Source organism: Clostridium sp. 1001283B150225_161107_B6 (assembly GCF_015556325.1).
Classification (GTDB): domain Bacteria; phylum Bacillota; class Clostridia; order Lachnospirales; family Lachnospiraceae; genus Enterocloster.
In genome coordinates this window covers 278481-295860 of sequence record NZ_JADNMD010000006.1, presented here as the reverse complement: position 1 = coordinate 295860, position 17380 = coordinate 278481, and the positions used below count along the sequence as shown (strand labels likewise).

The 17380-nt window shown below is 47.3% G+C and carries 17 protein-coding genes and 1 pseudogene; 15 read left to right on the top strand and 3 right to left on the bottom strand.

Translation table 11 applies throughout. The features are described 5' to 3' along the window. Positions 1-148 precede the first annotated feature (148 nt). From I2H39_RS16340 to I2H39_RS16315, 6 genes are all read left to right on the top strand, one after another. On the top strand, positions 149-622 hold the full coding sequence (locus tag I2H39_RS16340; protein WP_138309465.1) for a cupin domain-containing protein: 474 nt from the start codon (positions 149-151) through the stop codon (positions 620-622). A gap of 3 nt (positions 623-625) precedes the next feature. Continuing rightward, the gene (locus tag I2H39_RS16335) at positions 626-1030 is read left to right on the top strand and encodes a cupin domain-containing protein (protein ID WP_138309464.1); all 405 of its coding nucleotides are present in this window, start codon (positions 626-628) and stop codon (positions 1028-1030) included. Between the two features lie 62 nt (positions 1031-1092). Further along, positions 1093-2157, top strand: coding sequence for a D-ribose ABC transporter substrate-binding protein (locus tag I2H39_RS16330; RefSeq protein WP_138309463.1), 1065 nt, complete (start codon positions 1093-1095; stop codon positions 2155-2157). A 98-nt stretch (positions 2158-2255) separates the two neighbouring features. After that, positions 2256-2891, top strand: coding sequence for a DUF2291 domain-containing protein (locus I2H39_RS16325; protein WP_195627006.1), 636 nt, complete (start codon positions 2256-2258; stop codon positions 2889-2891). Beyond that, positions 2888-4435, top strand: a complete 1548-nt coding sequence (locus I2H39_RS16320; RefSeq protein WP_195627005.1) for a sugar ABC transporter ATP-binding protein — start codon at positions 2888-2890, stop codon at positions 4433-4435. The genes I2H39_RS16325 and I2H39_RS16320 overlap by 4 nt, the downstream gene beginning before the upstream one ends. Before the next feature lie 26 nt (positions 4436-4461). Continuing rightward, positions 4462-5487 (top strand): ABC transporter permease, encoded by a 1026-nt coding sequence (locus tag I2H39_RS16315; protein WP_138309509.1) that lies wholly within the window; start codon positions 4462-4464, stop codon positions 5485-5487. 106 nt (positions 5488-5593) lie between these two features. Here I2H39_RS16315 and I2H39_RS16310 read toward each other — a convergent pair whose 3' ends face one another. Further along, positions 5594-6478 (bottom strand): LysR family transcriptional regulator, encoded by an 885-nt coding sequence (locus tag I2H39_RS16310; RefSeq protein ID WP_178331980.1) that lies wholly within the window; start codon positions 6476-6478, stop codon positions 5594-5596. Positions 6479-6663: 185 nt separating this feature from the next. On the opposite strand from I2H39_RS16310, the gene I2H39_RS16305 reads away from it, so the two are divergent. The 3 genes from I2H39_RS16305 to I2H39_RS16295 all read left to right on the top strand — a co-directional run bounded on the left by I2H39_RS16305 (position 6664) and on the right by I2H39_RS16295 (position 8502). Continuing rightward, the gene (locus tag I2H39_RS16305) at positions 6664-6924 is read left to right on the top strand and encodes a hypothetical protein (RefSeq protein ID WP_207746832.1); all 261 of its coding nucleotides are present in this window, start codon (positions 6664-6666) and stop codon (positions 6922-6924) included. Further along, positions 6921-7508: a cyclophilin-like fold protein gene (locus I2H39_RS29240; protein ID WP_227146648.1), complete on the top strand. Its 588-nt coding sequence runs from the start codon at positions 6921-6923 to the stop codon at positions 7506-7508. Before I2H39_RS16305 ends, I2H39_RS29240 begins: the two co-directional genes overlap by 4 nt. Positions 7509-7650: 142 nt before the next feature. Continuing rightward, positions 7651-8502 carry an aldo/keto reductase gene (locus I2H39_RS16295; protein WP_195627004.1) on the top strand — a complete coding sequence of 284 codons (852 nt, stop codon included), beginning with the start codon at positions 7651-7653 and terminating at the stop codon, positions 8500-8502. A 299-nt stretch (positions 8503-8801) separates the two neighbouring features. Here I2H39_RS16295 and I2H39_RS16290 read toward each other — a convergent pair whose 3' ends face one another. Beyond that, complete coding sequence (locus tag I2H39_RS16290; RefSeq protein WP_195627003.1) at positions 8802-9689, bottom strand: LysR family transcriptional regulator; 888 nt, start codon at positions 9687-9689, stop codon at positions 8802-8804. 220 nt (positions 9690-9909) lie between these two features. Continuing rightward, the gene (locus I2H39_RS16285) at positions 9910-10965 is read right to left on the bottom strand and encodes an alpha/beta hydrolase (protein ID WP_138309455.1); all 1056 of its coding nucleotides are present in this window, start codon (positions 10963-10965) and stop codon (positions 9910-9912) included. A 268-nt stretch (positions 10966-11233) separates the two neighbouring features. On the opposite strand from I2H39_RS16285, the gene I2H39_RS16280 reads away from it, so the two are divergent. From I2H39_RS16280 to I2H39_RS16260, 6 genes and pseudogenes are all read left to right on the top strand, one after another. Continuing rightward, positions 11234-11551: a hypothetical protein gene (locus I2H39_RS16280; protein WP_319638385.1), complete on the top strand. Its 318-nt coding sequence runs from the start codon at positions 11234-11236 to the stop codon at positions 11549-11551. A 1-nt stretch (position 11552) separates the two neighbouring features. Next, positions 11553-12407, top strand: a complete 855-nt coding sequence (locus I2H39_RS16275; RefSeq protein WP_195627002.1) for a DUF3737 family protein — start codon at positions 11553-11555, stop codon at positions 12405-12407. A gap of 1 nt (position 12408) precedes the next feature. Further along, a complete protein-coding gene (locus I2H39_RS29655; RefSeq protein WP_330640762.1) occupies positions 12409-12660 on the top strand; it encodes a hypothetical protein in 252 nt (83 codons plus the stop codon). Then, a complete protein-coding gene (locus I2H39_RS16270) occupies positions 12594-13412 on the top strand; it encodes an aminotransferase class I/II-fold pyridoxal phosphate-dependent enzyme (protein WP_330640763.1) in 819 nt (272 codons plus the stop codon). Before I2H39_RS29655 ends, I2H39_RS16270 begins: the two co-directional genes overlap by 67 nt. Before the next feature lie 532 nt (positions 13413-13944). Continuing rightward, positions 13945-16437 carry a DNA helicase RecQ gene (gene recQ, locus I2H39_RS16265; RefSeq protein WP_195627001.1) on the top strand — a complete coding sequence of 831 codons (2493 nt, stop codon included), beginning with the start codon at positions 13945-13947 and terminating at the stop codon, positions 16435-16437. 288 nt (positions 16438-16725) lie between these two features. Beyond that, a pseudogene (locus tag I2H39_RS16260) lies at positions 16726-17379 on the top strand (carboxymuconolactone decarboxylase family protein); the annotation flags it as partial. Between the last annotated feature and the right edge of the window lies 1 nt (position 17380).

Here is a 17380-nt window from a genome sequence, read left to right as displayed (position 1 = left end):
CCCTCGTCATTGAGAACAAAAATATGTACAACAAATTGATATAAATGTAGAAAATAGCATACAATATTGACAAATACGACCTTCCTTAGTAAAATTAATTTATAAAGTTATAAATTATATTAAATTAATTTACGAAGGGAGGATTTTTATGTCTGAACGCGCACCATATTTCTGTAATTTCCCCTTTAGGCCTTCTGAAAAGAGGCCGATTCATCTGACGAGGGATAAACTCAAACTGTTCATTTATACAGAAGAGTTCCCGGAATCCAGTGATTTGAATTACCTGATTGCTAGTACAGAAGACATGACCGTAGGGGAATACAGGCTGGCACCAGGAAGTACTTTTAATCCGGTGGATGTCCACGCAGGAGATGAGATTTACTACATATTGGAGGGGTCTGTTACCATGTTTAACCCGGAACTGGGACAGGTTGTGGAAATCTCACAGGGGGAATCGGTTATTATGCCAAAGGGGGCACCCCATAAAGCCTATAATTTTACAAATACAGATGTTTTGATATTGTTTGTAATTGCCCCTAAGATTTGGGACGAGAATGGCCCGCCCCTCAGTTATGATAAGGAAATGAAGCGGTATAAATATAAGGAAAGAGCTGGGAGGTAGACTATGACAATCCATGAATTAGGCGCTTTTCCCGTGGATTGGGAAGAAGCAAGGCGGACCGGGGAATTTACAAAGGTTACGGACGACAGTTCATTGAAAGTGGTAAGCGGAGATAAGACCCCTGTTCTGTTAAGTTTCCGGGCCAGCAGCGATTGTGTGCATATGGGAGTATTACAGATTCCCGCCGGCGGTGTCGGGCCACGGCAGACGGAATATGACAGTCATGAAGGTGATGCGGTGTTTTATGTGGAGAAGGGATGTGTCACTTTCCTGCTTCCGGACGTTCATGACGTATATGAAGTACATGAGAAAGAGTATGTTTTTCTGCCGGAAAAAACACGGTATAAATGCATTAATTACACCGGGGATATGGTAAAGGTGGTTTTCATTGTGGCATTGGGGTTATAAAGTAATTGGTGAAAAATGGATGATTCAAAGGAATCCGGCTTCTGAATGAGGAGGAGAAGAATATGAAGAAACATATATCTGTAATATTGAGTATGGCTATATTTGCATCTGTTTTATCCGGATGTGCGGCAAAGCAGGTACAGGAAACAACCGGGGCATCGAAAGAGTCAGCAGCTCCTGCAGTCACAGAGGGAGATTCAAAGGAAGATGAGACAACAGAGAATGTATCGGAGACGGGACAGGCCAAGGGAAGCGGCTCTAACTTGATTTATGTAATAACTGCCTCTTATGCCACTCCCATGTTTGAGACCGAAGCCAGAGTAGCTCAGGAAACGGCTGAAAAACTTGGATACCAGGTAAAATGTGTCTCCCATGATGACGACCTGACAGTACAGTCTGAGATTATAGAAACAGCCATCGCTGATAAAGCGGCCGGTATTATTCTGGATAATGCCGGCGCGGAAGGTTCTGTGGAAGCTGTGAAAAAAGCCGGAGAGGCCGGTGTGCCCACCGTAATCATTGACAGGGAGCTGGCGGCAGATGGAGTGGCTATTGCCCAGCTTGTATCTAATAACTACCAGGGGGCCCAGGCTGTTGCAGAGGTATTTGTGGAGGCTATGGGAGAAGAAGGGAAGTACGCTGAACTTCTGGGCAAGGAAACAGAGACAGCATGTATCGTTCGTTCCCAGGGATTCCATGATGTAATAGACCAGTATGATGGGCTTGAAATGGTTGCTCAGGAGACTGCAAACTGGGAACAGACAACTGCTTATGAAAAGATGGAAACCATGCTTCAGGCGCATCCGGATATCTCAGGGGTGATATGCGGAAATGACCCTATGGCATTGGGGGCGGCAGCGGCCTGCAAAGCAGCCGGAAAAACAGATGCGGTTATTATTTCAGTAGATGGTTCTGATGAGGCCAGGGACGCCATTATGGCCGGGGATATGACTGCCACCGCTCTTCAGCAGGCTGCGCTTATGGCAGAACAGGCAGTCGGTATTTTGGACGATTATCTGAAGACAGGGAGCACAGGGCTGGATTCGGAAAAACAATTGATTGACTGCCGGGCTATAACAGCTGATAATGCAAAATACTTAAAGCAGTTTGTTTATTCAGAGGAGTAAAAGAGAACAGGAAGAATGGCAGAGGCGTATAATTGCGCCTCTGTCCTGAAATAGAGGAGGCAGGTGCCGCGGATATCGGCGGCGGAATGGAGATTGATATGAGACGTCTGTATATTTACTTCATACTATGTTCTTTCATGGTGGCAGCTACCGGATGCGTCAAGGTAGTTAAAATGGGGGAGGAGGACGCTCTTACAGGAAAGGTAGCGTTTGAAGAATCTCTGGATGTCCCGGGATTCTGGGATACGCAGGCAGTACCGGAAGTTAAGGAACAGGCAGTTGCACTGGCGGATTTCCTGAAACGTTCAGAAGGGGACTTAAAAAAGCTGGCAGGAGAATATGGCCGCTTTACTATGGGAGACAGCGGGGAATTGAATTATGCAGTTTATGGGACAGGAACGGTTGAGGAGGTCCATGATGAGGTGAAAGCCGGATACCTGGAGGTAAAGCTGGACGGATATGATGGTCAGGAACGTATATGTATCCAGATTGGGCCGGTATTTAAAAAGACAACCGTCCGGGATTACCTGAGCTTTCTGGATGTCAATCATTATGCTGACCAGATTGAGTTTGCCCGGGTGTCAAAAGAAATTAACAGATATATCCTGGAGCACGTGGTTCAGCCGGTTGATATAGAACATCTTAGGGGAAAGAAAATCGGGTTTTACGGATGTTTTACTTACGAAAAGGATGATACGCTGCTGATAACACCTGTTTTATTGGAGGAAGAATGACAGAGGAGGCGGTGGGCGTGGGGGACACAATCTTAAGCGCAAAAAATATAACAAAAGAATATCCGGGTACCAGGGCACTGGACAATGTTTCTTTTGACATAGAAAAAGGAAAAGTGAATGTACTGATTGGTGAAAATGGCGCTGGTAAGTCAACCCTGATGAAAATCATAGCAGGTATAGAAACACCTACAGCCGGCTCAATCATATTGGATGGAAAAGAAGTGAGGTTTAAGGATACCACGGATGCCAGAAGCCATGGCATTGCCATCATCCATCAGGAACTCAGCCTGTTTCCGAATCTGAACGTTTATCAAAACATTTTTATGAATAATGAACATACGAGAGCCAGAGTGGTATTGGACAACAGAAAGCACATGGACGAGGCGCAGAAGATTCTGGAGCAGTTAAAATATCCTATTAAGTCAGATACGCTGGTCCGGGATTTGCGCGTGGGTCAGCAGCAGATGATTGAAATAGCAAGGAACCTGGCACAGGAGAATCTGAGGATTCTCATTATGGATGAACCTACATCCTCTCTTAGTGCCCAGGAGGTGGAAGCTCTGTTTGACATTATGAGGGATTTGCTAAAAGCGGGCATTGCGATTGTGTATATTTCTCACCGTCTGGAAGAAATTATGCGCATTGGTGATAATGTGACTATTTTCAGAAATGGCAGACTGGTGGCTCACAAGGATTTAAATGAAATAGATATACCACAAATCATAAGGTATATGACGGGAAAGGAAAAAGGCTACCAGCGAAAGACGGGGCGGATGGACTATGACAATGCGCAGGACATATTGGAGGTGGAAGGGCTTACCCTGCCAAAGCAGGGAGGAGGTTATCTGCTAAAGGATATTACTTTCAAACTGAAAAAAGGAGAAGTTTTAGGTATATATGGCCTTTTAGGGTCTGGAAGGACTGAGATTTTTGAGTGTCTTATGGGACTCCGGCCTGAACATACAGGAACCATAAAAGTTGAGGGAAACATACTTAATATAAAAGATATTTCCTCCCAGATAAACAATGGTTTTGCGCTTGTGCCGGAGGACCGGCAGAGGGAAGGGCTTGTGCAGACATTGGACATTGGACGGAATATATCCCTGTCAGTTGTAAAGAGGCTGAGGAAATATGGTTTTATAGATTTGAAAAAAGAACAGGAGGCTGTACACCGGCAGATTCAGGATATCCGGATTAAGGTTTCAGACAGAAATTTGCCTATTCTCTCTCTTTCAGGAGGCAATCAGCAAAAGGTAGTGATAGGAAAGGGACTCCTGACAGAACCCAAAATATTCCTTTTAGATGAGCCCAGCAGAGGGATTGATATAGGCGCCAAGACAGAGGTGTTTGAAATTGTCCAGAGAATGGCTGAAAATGGTCTGTCCACTATCGTAATATCCTCTGAACTGAATGAAATAATTGCGATTGCCGACCGGATAATCGTTATTTCCAACGGAACTTTGACGGGAGAATTTACAGGCGATGAAATCACAAATGACAATCTGGTCCTGGCTTCTTATAGAGGACATCATTATTCTGGTTGAAAGGTACGGTGAATGTTATGAATAGGATGAATAAGAATAAACTGGTGATGAACCTGCTGAGGGGCCGGACCTTCTTTGTGCTTATTTTGCTGATATTATTTTTTGGCTTTAAATCACCGGCATTTCTGAGCGTCTCAAGCATCATCACAATTGTAAAACATGTGGCATTATACGGCATCATAGGGGTGGGGATGACCTATGTTATTATTACAGGCGGTATTGACCTGTCTGTGGGTGCCATTGTGGGGTTGGTTGGTATGATTGCAGGCGGCCTTATCGTTGACGGACTTCCTGTAAAAGCGCTGGGGGTGACTCTGTACTTTGATGTGCCGGCCATTATCTTTATTACAATGCTGTTGGGGGGATTTTTAGGGTGGATAAACGGAACTATCATAACAAAATTTAATGTGGCCCCATTTATTGCTACTCTTGGAATGATGAACATTGCCCGAGGACTGGCAATGCTGCGAACCAACGGCGCCACTTATTCCAATATAGCGGGCGAACAGGTGCTGGGGAATACAGGTTTCAATCGTCTTGGAAGTTCAGCAGGTGGAATTCCTGTTGTGGTGTTCCTGTTTTTTGCCATAGCTGCTGTTGCCATGCTCATTCTGAAGTTCACCCCCCTGGGCTGGCATATATTTTCCGTAGGAGGTAACCGCAGAGCTTCAGAACTCTCGGGAATCAAGGTAAACCGGGTAATGACCATGGTGTACATGTTTTCCGGCATATGTGCAGCGGTGGTAGGTCTTATAACGACTGCCCAACTGACCGCAGCCAATCCTTCCTCAGGAGACGGATGGGAGATGAATGCCATATCAGCAGTGGTTCTGGGAGGGACCTCCATGTCAGGAGGAATCGGGACCATAGGAGGAACCATCATAGGAGCATTCGTCATAGGTGTCATCAATGACGGAATGATTATGATTGGTGTATCAGAATTCTGGCAGAAGGTCATTAAGGGTGTGATTATCATACTTGCAGTTATCATTGACCAGTTCCAGACAAGACTTCATGCAAAGATGGCTTTGATGCAGGCTTCAGAAGCATGAGTGATACACAGATAAAGGGGCTGTGCTGCAGAACGGCTGATTCATCAGCTGTTTTGTCCAGCCCGTTTTTTGTTGTAAAAAAAGAAGTGCAGACGCATTGGCATCCTTATTTACCCAGCTCTTCCCTCAGCCGGTTCAAAAACACCTTCGCAGCAGGGGAAAAGGTCTGGTATTTTTTCGTTACAATGAACAGGTCCACGGTCAGGGGCGGTGAAAAGGGGCGGAAGGTCAGGTTGCGGTTTCCTTCTGTATTTACCAGATTTCCCAAACAGAACGCATACCCGATTCCCTGCTCTACCATGAAGGTTGCATTGTAAATCAGATTGTAGGTTGCCGCAATATTCAGGGAATCATAGTCAGCTCCAAACCATTCAAGCCGCTGGTGGCCGCTGTAGGTCTGTTCCGGAAAGATAAGGGGGATGTCCTGCAAATCATCCAATGAGACTGCCGGTTTTTCTGCAAGCGGGCAGTCCCGCGGTATCAGCAGGCCGAAGATATCACGTTTACCCAAGCTCATATAGTCATATTTCTCATGCTGCATGGGCCCTAACAGCAGCCCTATATCCAGCAGTCCCTTGTCTAACCGTTCCATCACTGCGTCGGCATCACCGCTGTGGATGTGAAAATGTATGTGCGGATAGTCGGTCTGGATTTTACGGAAGATTTGTGTAATGAATTCCATGGCAGGGGTTTCACCGCATCCCATATAGATGTCGCCGGTAACCAATTCTTCCTCTCCGTGAAAAGCGGATTCTGTTTTTTCCATCAGGTTCATCATTTCCTGGGCCTGGCCCCTTAGGTAGGCTCCGTCTTCCGTCAGGGTGACTTTTTTCTTTCCGCGTATTATAAGCTGCCTGCCAAGCTGAGCTTCTAATTCCATCATTTGTTTGGATAGGGTTGGCTGGGTGATATGCAGGGTTTCAGCCGCTTTTGTGATACTCTGTTCCCTTGCTATGGCCAGAAAGTAGTAAAGCAGTCGTGTTTCAATCATTGGATTACCTCTTTTGGGGAGTTGACGTTTCATTCCTTCCATCATAACAGGAAAGAGGCATTGCGGTCAATGCCGTACAGATAAAGTATGCGTTTAAACTATGATATTTCATTCTATATAACTATTTGCTATTTTAAAATAGCTGCTATAGTATATAAGCAGGAAGCAGAAAAGGGGTGAAAAAAATGATTGGATACCAGGTTTGTGCAGAAGAGACAGTACAATGTCTTAAGGACTGCGGGTGTGATGACAGGATGACAGAACTGTTTCTGGCTTATGGACAGGAGAGCCGTACCAGGGACCAGATAAGGCTTCTAAGCAGGCAGCGCCAGTCCCTGATGAATGATTTACATGAAACCCAGAAAAGGGTGGACTGCATTGACTATATTATCCGGAAATTGGAACAGAGGGAATTGCTTAAGAAAAAGGCAGGTGAAGTAAAATGAGAAAAACAGCACCATTTTTATGCACCCTTGTGCTGGTTTTATCCACATGGGGCTGCGGAAGCCGGGCTGAGGCTGCCGATGGTTTGTCAGACATGGGGGAAACAGCCGTGAGGGAAACTGTTCAGCCGGGGACAGATGCGCCGGTTAATCCGGGTGTGAAGGCGCATGGACCAGGTGAGACAGCCGGTACGGCGGACGAATATCGGGAAGAGACTGAAACGAAAGGTGAAATGGAAATGATGATTTACATATCTGCTGATGGGGATACAATTGTCTACCGGCTGAACGACAGCCAGGCAGCAAAGGATTTATATGCGCAGCTTCCTCTGACACTGGAAGTGGAAAATTTCAGCACCAATGAGAAGGTATTTTATCCTCCCCAAAAGCTTCATACGGCGAACACACCGCTGGCGGATGCTGAAAAGGGAACACTGGCCTACTATGAACCTTGGGGAGATGTTGTCATGTTCTATGACTATTTTGGCAGGGGCAGCAGTCTGTATGAACTGGGAGAGGCGGTTTCAGGAGAGGATTTAATTGAAAGTTTAAGCGGAACCATTGAGATTGCCGCGGAACCGCTGTGATTGGGACCGTTGTGACTGGGACCGCTATAATTGGAATAGCTGTGATTGGATTAGCCGAGATTGGATTCGCTGTATTGGAATAGGAGTAACCGGAATGACCATGGAGAGTAACGGATTTAGCAATAACAGGCGAGGTGCGAAGATGGAAAGAATACATTTGAATCATGGGGCGGAGATGCCCCGGCTGGGATTCGGCGTGTTTCAGATTACCAGCCAGGAGCAGTGCAGGGAAAGTGTGCTGAGTGCGCTGGAGACAGGATACCGTATGATTGATACGGCTGCCTGTTATGGAAATGAGAGGGCAGTGGGACAGGCGGTGGCGGACAGCGGCATTGCCAGGAATGAAGTGTTTCTTGTCTCAAAGGTATGGATTCAGGATGCCGGCTATGACAGAACCATGGCATCCTTTGAGAAAACATTGGAGAATCTGCAAACGGATTATCTGGATTTATATCTCATCCATATGCCTTACGGGGATTACCATGGAAGCTGGCGGGCAATGGAGGAACTTTACCGTGCGGGACGGGTTAAGGCAATCGGGGTCTGCAATTTCCAGGAGGACCGTCTGGCAGACCTGATTTTGAGCCATGACATGGTACCGGCTGTGAATCAGATGGAAATGCATCCGTTCTGTCAGCAAAAGGGACTCCGGAAGATGATGGAGAGATATGGTATAAGGACTATGGCCTGGGCTCCTTTTGCAGAGGGCAATCATAATATATTCAGGCATGAGGTTCTGTCTGATATCGGTACAGCCTATGGAAAGACACCGGCTCAGGTAGTACTGTGCTGGCTTATGCAGGAAGAAGTTATCGCAATACCAAAGTCTGTCCACAGGGAACGCATTGAACAGAATTACAGGATAAATGATTTCAGGCTGTCGGAAAAAGATATGGAGAAAATCAGGAATCTGGATACAGGTGAGAGCCTGATTCTCAAGATACGGAGTCTGGACGAGGTTTACCGGCTCCACGGTATCCGGTTTGAACAGTAAACCCAGCCTTATGCAGGAAAGACAGGCCGTGAAGGCCTGTCTTTTCGGCGTTGGGTGTGGAAGCGTGCTGGCCTAAACCAAAAGTTTATATCACGTTGGATATCAGCCCGGAGGGCATGAGAAAGGTATATGAGGCTCTGGGGCGTAACCTGACTGGAAAGATGGCTGACTTCCTGGGGGAACGGCCTCAGGATGAATTTCTGGAATCCATACCCTGGAACATGCGGAGAGTATGGGCGTGGGAAGCAGAAAATATGAACTGGTATCCGTGGATTGACGCAGGCAGTAAAAACAATATGCTACAGGCTGCCATAAAAGATTTCCTGGGCCTTGCTCAGAAAACAATCTGCAGCCCTGGAAAATAGCTGATACTTTTTCCACACCATATCCAGGTGGACCTCCATTTTGGGGGATAACGGACGAAAGCACAGACGGCTGTTTTCAGAGGTATTCACCAGTCTGTCAAGCGTCAGGACATAGCCCAGCCCTTCCTCTGCCATAAGGGCTGCATTAAATACCAGATTGTAGCTGGCAACGATGTTCAGCTTTTCAAAGTCCTTACCCAGCCAGCCGGAGAACTCATTGCTCACCATGGTCTGATTGGAGGTGATGATGGGAAGGTCCAAAACATCCGATGGCCGGATGACGGTGCGGGATGCCAGAGGGCAGTCCTTTGGCATCAGAAGCCCCCAGATATCGGTGGCGGGCAGGCGAATATAATCATATTTTTTCATGTCAGCCGGTTCAATGAGGATACCGAAGTCCAGAAGCCCCTTATCCAGCCGTTCTGTTACATCGTCTGCATTTCCGCTGTACAGGTGATAGCGGATATGGGGGAAGGACTTCTGTAAATCCGTGGCGATTCTGGCAATGAGACGCATGGCGTCGGTTTCACCGCCTCCAATGTAAATATCACCGCTGATGACTTCATCCGGCGCTGTAAGCTCCGCCTCCGTCTTATCTACCAAATCCACAATCTCCGTTGCCCGCTTGCGCAGGAGCATTCCCTCCTCGGTGAGGGAAATTCTGCGGTTTCCGCGTATTAACAGTTTTTTGCCTATTTCCTCCTCCAAATCCATCAGCTGCCGGGAAAGCGTGGGCTGTGTCATATGGAGAGCTTCCGCTGCTCCTGATATGCTTTCCTCTCTGGTAACAGCCAGAAAGTAACGTAAGACCCGAATGTCCAAGGTGGGACCTCCTTGCTATGGGCACATAGAGACCGTATTCCGGTCTCTTATGTGCGGTACATGTTATCCCCTTTATTATAGGTTTGTTTTCATATGCCTGTCAAGTATGGAAGATTGCACTATATAAGCATCTGATATGAGTAATACTGAAATTACGGATACTGCTACTATGGTTTCCGGCTGGTTGAAGTATTGGCGTGTGTTTGAAGATTGCTTCCCGTCAGATGTTTTCTTTAAAAAATTCCTCCAGCTTGTCAAAGGGGATTTTGGAGGTATCATCGTAGAGGTCTACATGGTTGGCGTCAGGAACCACATAAAATTCCTTTGCGTTTCCGGCTGCCTCAAAGACTGCTTCACTTAAAGGGCGCGTCATTGCTTTCTCACCCGCAATCAGCAAAACAGGACGCGGGGAAATCATATCAACATGATTTAGCAGCTGATAATTCATAAAAGCACCGGAACTGGTAGTGGTGAAATTAGCTCTTGCGCGCGGATGATGTCCCCGTTTCAATCCATAGAAACTGTAGAACTCTGCATCCATTCCCTCCATGCCCACGGGGATGGAATCAGCTGTTTCCTCCGGAAAAGTAGGAATATATTGGGGAACACCGCTGTCAACATCCGCCCACCGCTGCTGTGAATAGGAGTCTGCCATGGCGCTCCAGGAGGCTGTATCAAGTCCGGCGCCGGCACTGCTGATGTCTACCAGGCTGGCAGTGGCAACTGCTTTGATGCGGGTGTCGGTCTGGGCCGCACTCAGGGCAAAGCCGCCGCTGCCGCAGATGCCGACAGCACCGATTTTTTCACGGTTCACATAGGGAAGGGTACCCAGAAAGTCCACCCCGGCGCTGAAATCCTCCGTAAAGATATCGGGAGAGGATACATGCCTGGGTTCACCGCCGCTCTCGCCGTTGAAAGAGGGGTCAAAGGCCAACACAACAAATCCGCGTCCGGCAAGTTCATTTGCATATACACCGGGGGCTTGTTCTTTCACGCCGCCATAGGGCGGTCCGATTACAAGGGCCGGGTAGGATTGGGATGTATCTAAATCCCTGGCAGTGTACAAATCACCGGACAGTGTTATACCGTAACGGTTGGTATATGCGACAGCGGTTCTTGTAATTCCTTCATTTAAGTCAAAAATATAGTAATCTTCACGTTCATTCTGCGCGGCTGTGCCGGAGGCTGGGGGATTTGTTTTTGAAGTGCAGGCTGTACAGAAGGCAGCCATTGTAAAAGTCAATAAAACAGTAACGGATTTTTTCACTGCATCCATTTGTGTATTCCTCCTCATATGGTTTGGTTGATAGGAAGGTCATGACCGTTTCAAATGTATCCTATCGGATTTGAAGTAAAATAGCAAATAGTTATTTTGAATATGCAGACATAACTAAAAAGAATGATAATAAAGCGGATTATCCAAGCGGATTAAAAGGGTTAAAATGCTTGGTTATCCATGCCTTATAAGCATAAAATAATATTTAATATAGGCATTTGATATTCCATATGCTGTAACCTATAATGAATGTAAGAGAGGTGAGGTTATGGCAGATGACAAAGGCAAAATCAATACCCTGGTCCGGAATCTGAAGGATGCAGGATGTGATGGAACGACCGTGGAACAGTTCATGGAGCTGGAAGCGGCAGGAGAAAAGCAAAAACAGTTTAAACTGCTGGAAACACACAGAAAGTCCCTGCTGAATGAGGTTCATGAAAATGAGAAGAAAATCGACTGTCTGGACTATCTGGTTTACCACATGAAAAGACAGAGTAACAAGGAAAAAGACAGAGCAACAAGGACAGGAACCGGCTGTCTGGAATGTCAGCCGGTTCAGAATGGTATTGAAAGAAAGGAACGGTAAAATGAGGGTAATTACACAGAAATTTTTAACAGGGGAGAGAGCATTATTCCAGGGGAGCGATTTGAAAATTTACGATACAACCTTTGCAGATGGGGAATCCCCATTAAAAGAGAGCCGCAATATTGAATTGTACGGCAGCATGTTCAAATGGAAGTATCCGCTGTGGTACAGCCGTGACATTCAGATGGAGGACTGCGTGCTGTTTGAGATGGGACGCGCCGGAATCTGGTACACTGAAAATATTTCCATGAAAAATTGTACCATTGATGCTCCTAAAACATTCCGAAGGACTAACGGCATCAAGCTTTCCGGGGTAACCATGCCGAACGCAGGCGAGACCCTGTGGAACTGCGACCGGGTTGAAATGAACCATGTCATTGCGAAAGGTGATTATTATGCCATGAACAGCAGCAACATGGTGATTGACGGGTTCCGGCTGACAGGAAATTATTCCTTTGACGGGGTGAAAAATGTGGAAATCCACAATGCCAGAATGCTGTCCAAGGATGCATTCTGGAACAGCGAGAATGTAACGGTCTATGACTCCTTTATATCCGGTGAATATTTAGGCTGGAATGCAAAAAACCTCACCCTTATCAACTGCACCATTGAGAGCAATCAGGGCATGTGCTACATTGATAACCTGGTGATGAAGAACTGCCGTCTGCTGAATACCACGCTGGCCTTTGAATACTCCACTGTGGATGTCCAGGTGAGCAATACCATTGACAGTGTATTAAACCCCATGGGAGGAAAAATACAGGCCGGTAATATTAAGGAGCTGATAATGGAGGCTGATAAGGTGGATGTGACGAAAACCGTCATTCAGACTCAGACGCTTAAGGAGGCAGTGTAGGATGAACTATGATTTTGACAGAATGACAGACCGCCGCGGCAGCTATTCCCTGAAATGGGATGCTGCCGTGCATGAGCTGCCCATGTGGGTGGCTGATATGGATTTTGAGACAGCGCCGGAAATAACAGAGGCTCTTAAGCGGCGGGCAGAGCATGGAATTTTTGGATATACCATAGTGCCGGATGAATGGAGGACAGCCATAACCGGCTGGTGGAAAACCGGCTCCTGTATGAAAATGAGAGCTACAGGATAGACTGGGGGGACCTGGAAACAAAGCTTAAGGACCCTCAGACAACCATGATGATTCTCTGCAATCCACACAATCCCACGGGAACCATATGGACCAGGGAGGAACTGGGCCGTATCGGAGAACTATGCGCAGCAAACCATGTCACGGTGATTTCAGATGAAATCCACTGTGATTTGACAGAGCCGGGATACCAGTACATACCCTTTGCCTCAGTATCAGAGGAATGTGCCGGAAACAGTGTTACATGCATCGCCCCCACAAAGGCATTTAATCTGGCCGGATTGCAGACAGCGGCAGTGGTTGTGCCCGATGAAACCCTAAGGCATAAGATGGACAGGGCGCTGAATACAGATGAGGTGGCGGAGCCCAATGCCTTTGCCGTGGATGCCGCTATTGCTGCCTTTACCCGGGGAGAGGCATGGCTGGACGCGCTCAGATGCTATCTGGCAGAGAACCGGAAAATGGTCCTTGGATTTCTGGAACAGGAGTTGACCGATATAAGGCTGGTCCGGGCCCGGGCAACCTATCTTCTTTGGCTGGACTGCAGTAAAATCACGGGGGATACCACGGAATTATGTTATTTTCTGCGCAGAGAGGCAGGACTCTATCTGTCGGCAGGGGCTGCGTACGGAGGCCCTGGAAGCCAATTCCTCCGCATGAATATTGCCTGTCCCAGGGCTAGGGCGAAGGATGGAATGGAACGGCTGAAAAAGGGTATGGAGGCATACAGGCAGTATATGGCCCGGAGGTGCTGAACGGCCCGGAGCAGTAAAAGATGATTCGGGATGATGGGTGGCTGATTGATAAGGTTAATCGGTAAGACCAACCCTCTTTACATGTACGGAACCATTCCCATTGCCGCGTCATTTTCTAAAAGGATGATGCGGGAAGACTGGTGAAGAAATTTGTGTTTTTATTATTTTCTCAATTTTGGCATCAGCTGGTTTTGGTATGGCGGTTGATTTGGTGTACCGGGGGACCGGGAGGTGAGCTTAAAGTAAATACAGGGGGATTGTTGTAAGAAATACCGAGATAAGCTATATATCATTATTCCTTTGACCAACCAGTATATAATTCACCATTGTTTTATCAGAATGGATTTGTTATAATAAACTACATCTGAATGTTTTATCGGTTTAATCTGCTTTAGGCAGCAGGTCCGCTGCTGGGCGTATTCGCCATTTTTCCATGGTTTTAAAGCACAGCTGAAGATAAGACTGGCGCTAAACGCCGGGAACAGGGACGGATGCGGCCTTTTATACCGGAGCAGCAAAGAGGAGTTTGATTATGACGCAGTATGAGATATTAAAACAGTATTTTGGCTATGACACGTTCAGGGACGGGCAGGATGTGCTGATTCAAAGCATTCTGGAGGGAAGGGACGTATTGGGGGTTATGCCCACAGGGGCAGGAAAATCCCTGTGTTATCAAATCCCGGCCCTTATGATGGAGGGAATCACCCTGGTTATTTCACCGCTTATTTCCCTGATGAAGGACCAGGTAAGCAATTTAAACCAGGTGGGAATCCTGGCTGCCTATATTAACAGTTCACTGACCGCGGCGCAGTATTATAAGGTATTGGACCTGGCCAGGGCAGGCAGATATCCGATTATCTACGTTGCGCCTGAGCGTCTGATGTCTGAGGATTTCCTCCGGTTTGCCCTGAGCAGCCAGGTGAAGATATCCATGGTAGCTGTGGACGAGGCCCATTGTGTATCCCAGTGGGGCCAGGATTTCAGGCCCAGTTATCTGAAAATAGTGGATTTCATCAACCAGCTTCCGGTCAGGCCTGTTGTAAGCGCATTTACAGCCACCGCCACAGCGGAAGTGCGGGATGACATCATTGATATCCTCATGCTCAGGAATCCACAGGTTATGACCACTGGCTTTAACCGCCCCAATCTCTACTTTGGCGTACAGTCCCCTAAGGATAAATATGCAACCATGGTAAATTACCTGGAACGCCATAAGGGAGAAAGCGGCATCATATACTGCCTGACCAGAAAAGTGGTGGAGGAAATCTGCGGACAGCTGATAAGGGAGGGATTTTCCGTTACACGGTATCACGCGGGCTTAAGCGACAGTGAGCGCAGGCATAACCAGGAGGATTTTATCTATGACCGTGCCCAAATCATGGTTGCCACCAATGCCTTTGGCATGGGAATAGACAAGTCCAATGTCAGATTTGTGGTGCATTATAATATGCCGAAGAATATGGAATCATATTACCAGGAAGCAGGCAGGGCAGGAAGGGATGGCGAGCCGTCGGAGTGCATCCTTTTGTATGGCGGCCAGGATGTTGTGACCAATCAGTTCTTTATCGACCATAACCAGGACAACGAGGCACTAGACCCCATAACCCGGGAAATTGTTATGGAGCGGGACCGGGAACGCCTGCGGAAAATGACATTTTACTGTTTTACAAATGAATGCCTGCGGGATTACATACTGAGATATTTTGGGGAATATGGAAGCAATTACTGCGGGAACTGCTCCAACTGCCTGAGTCAGTTTGAGACAGTGGATGTGACGGATATCTCGCGGATACTGATGGGATGTGTGGAGAGCTGCAGGCAGAGATATGGTATTAATGTGATTATTGATACGGTCCACGGCGCCAATACAGTCAAGATACGCAATTACAGGATGGATGAGAACCCTCATTATGGAGAACTGTCAAAGGTACCCGCCTATAAGCTGCGCCAGGTCATGAACCATCTGATGCTGAGCGGATATCTGGCAGTGACAAACGATGAGTATGCGATTGTGAGATTGACCGGAAGGTCAAAGGGTGTTCTGGAAGACGGCGAGCCGGTTGCCATGAAGATGGCCAGGGAGGCAGAGCATCCTGCCAAAGTGGCTGATGGAAGTGCAGGAAAAGGAAGAAAGGGCAGGAAGGGGCTTTCTGCCGGAGCAGCGGGTCTGTCCGGACTGGGTGGAACAGAGTTTACGGAAGCAGACGAGACGCTGTTTGAAAAGCTGCGCGCTGTCCGTACAGAGATTGCAAAGGAAGAAAAGGTACCGCCATACATCGTATTCTCAGATAAGACATTGACGCATATGTGCATTGTGAAGCCGGCTACGAAAGCGGAAATGCTGGATGTTTCAGGCGTGGGAGAATTTAAGTATGAAAAGTATGGGGAGCGTTTTTTGGCCTGCGTGCAGGCGGAGATGGATAAAATAGGGGCTGGAAACAGTCATAAAGATAAGAAGCATGCCGAAAAGAGCAATCGTGCAAATCATATGGAAAACAACCATATAGAAGATGAGATGTTTTTTGAAGGCGATGATTTGTATTTTACCAGCGATGATGATGAATTTGATGACTGGTCATTGGAAACAGCACTGACCGCCTGGGAAAATGGGGGCCAGGAACATGAACGGACCAGGGAAACGCCGGCAGAGATAAATACGGTCAAGAAGAAAAGGACCGGTAAAAGCAAGGCGGATTTTACCATGACCGGGGAACTGGCAGCCCGGGTCCCGTACTCAGAACGGATATCCTTAAGTGATTTTATTTCTCAGATTAACAGTCTGAGGGATGGTGACTCAATGAAACGCCTGACCATAAAGTCGGTTGAACAGAAATTAATGGAAGACGGGGACTTTGAGGAATATTATGTGAACGGAATACCCCGCAAAAGACTGACGGACAGGGGCTGGGAATTCGGAATCGAGGCAGAGAAACGGCTGAGCGAGAAAGGAAATGAATACGAGGTGTTTTTTTATAGAGAGAATGCACAGCGTAAAATTGTAGAATGGTTATCGGGAAAAAAATGATTGTTACTGTAACGGATAAAATTGGAGGAAACAGAGCCGGCTGTTAAGCTGTTCTGTTTCCTTTTTTGTTGGAAGTACTTTGGTTGAAACAAGGGAAAATGGCAGGGAAAGCCGGGAAAAGCCGGAAAACCGGAAAGGAAAATGCCTTAAAAGCATGAGGCAAAATGCAATATAAGTATTGGATGCACATGGATTTTTGTTTTACAATCAATGTATCAAAGGCATAAGGTTTGCCCCGGTCTGATAAAAACAGACACGATTAAACAATAGAAGGAGGAGATAGATAATATGAACAGTTTACATAAAACAGACCCGGAATTCATGGAACGCCTGGAATATTTTATGGCAGAAGAAGTTGCAAGGGAACCCGGACAGCATCTGGATGAGCCGGTGCGGTATATGGCAATCCTGGCTGCCTTAATCGGGTGCCAGGCCGCGGAACTGTTTCGTGAAATCCTGCCAGAGGCTCTGGATAACGGACTGACACCGGTGAAGATAAAGGAAATTATATACCAGTCCGCGGATTATGTGGGAATCGGAAGGATGCGTCCCTTTCTGACCGCTGTGAATGAGGTGCTGGAAGGCAGGGGAGTAACGCTTCCCCTTCCCGGCCAGGCCACCACGACCCTGGAGGACCGTCTGGAAAAGGGGTCCCTGGTCCAGGTGGATATATTCGGCGGAGGAATGGCGGATTTCTGGAAAAAGGGCCATATCAACCGGTGGCTGGCTGCCAACTGTTTCGGGGACTATTACACCAGAAAGGGGCTGGACCTTGGGGAGCGGGAAATGATTACCTTCTGCTTTCTGGCAGCCCAGGGCGGATGTGAACCCCAGCTGACCAGCCATGCCGCGGGAAACATGGGCCTGGGAAATGACAGGGACTTTTTAATCAGGGTGGTATCCCAGTGTCTGCCCTATATAGGATATCCGCGCAGTTTGAACG

Coding starts and splice junctions, on each gene's coding strand:
- I2H39_RS16340 (WP_138309465.1), top strand. CDS start 149: ATGTCTGAACGCGCACCATATTTCTGTAATTTCCCCTTTAGGCCTTCT.
- I2H39_RS16335 (WP_138309464.1), top strand. CDS start 626: ATGACAATCCATGAATTAGGCGCTTTTCCCGTGGATTGGGAAGAAGCA.
- I2H39_RS16330 (WP_138309463.1), top strand. CDS start 1,093: ATGAAGAAACATATATCTGTAATATTGAGTATGGCTATATTTGCATCT.
- I2H39_RS16325 (WP_195627006.1), top strand. CDS start 2,256: ATGAGACGTCTGTATATTTACTTCATACTATGTTCTTTCATGGTGGCA.
- I2H39_RS16320 (WP_195627005.1), top strand. CDS start 2,888: ATGACAGAGGAGGCGGTGGGCGTGGGGGACACAATCTTAAGCGCAAAA.
- I2H39_RS16315 (WP_138309509.1), top strand. CDS start 4,462: ATGAATAAGAATAAACTGGTGATGAACCTGCTGAGGGGCCGGACCTTC.
- I2H39_RS16310 (WP_178331980.1), bottom strand. CDS start 6,478: ATGATTGAAACACGACTGCTTTACTACTTTCTGGCCATAGCAAGGGAA.
- I2H39_RS16305 (WP_207746832.1), top strand. CDS start 6,664: ATGATTGGATACCAGGTTTGTGCAGAAGAGACAGTACAATGTCTTAAG.
- I2H39_RS29240 (WP_227146648.1), top strand. CDS start 6,921: ATGAGAAAAACAGCACCATTTTTATGCACCCTTGTGCTGGTTTTATCC.
- I2H39_RS16295 (WP_195627004.1), top strand. CDS start 7,651: ATGGAAAGAATACATTTGAATCATGGGGCGGAGATGCCCCGGCTGGGA.
- I2H39_RS16285 (WP_138309455.1), bottom strand. CDS start 10,965: ATGGATGCAGTGAAAAAATCCGTTACTGTTTTATTGACTTTTACAATG.
- I2H39_RS16280 (WP_319638385.1), top strand. CDS start 11,234: ATGGCAGATGACAAAGGCAAAATCAATACCCTGGTCCGGAATCTGAAG.
- I2H39_RS16275 (WP_195627002.1), top strand. CDS start 11,553: ATGAGGGTAATTACACAGAAATTTTTAACAGGGGAGAGAGCATTATTC.
- I2H39_RS29655 (WP_330640762.1), top strand. CDS start 12,409: ATGAACTATGATTTTGACAGAATGACAGACCGCCGCGGCAGCTATTCC.
- I2H39_RS16270 (WP_330640763.1), top strand. CDS start 12,594: ATGGAGGACAGCCATAACCGGCTGGTGGAAAACCGGCTCCTGTATGAA.
- recQ (WP_195627001.1), top strand. CDS start 13,945: ATGACGCAGTATGAGATATTAAAACAGTATTTTGGCTATGACACGTTC.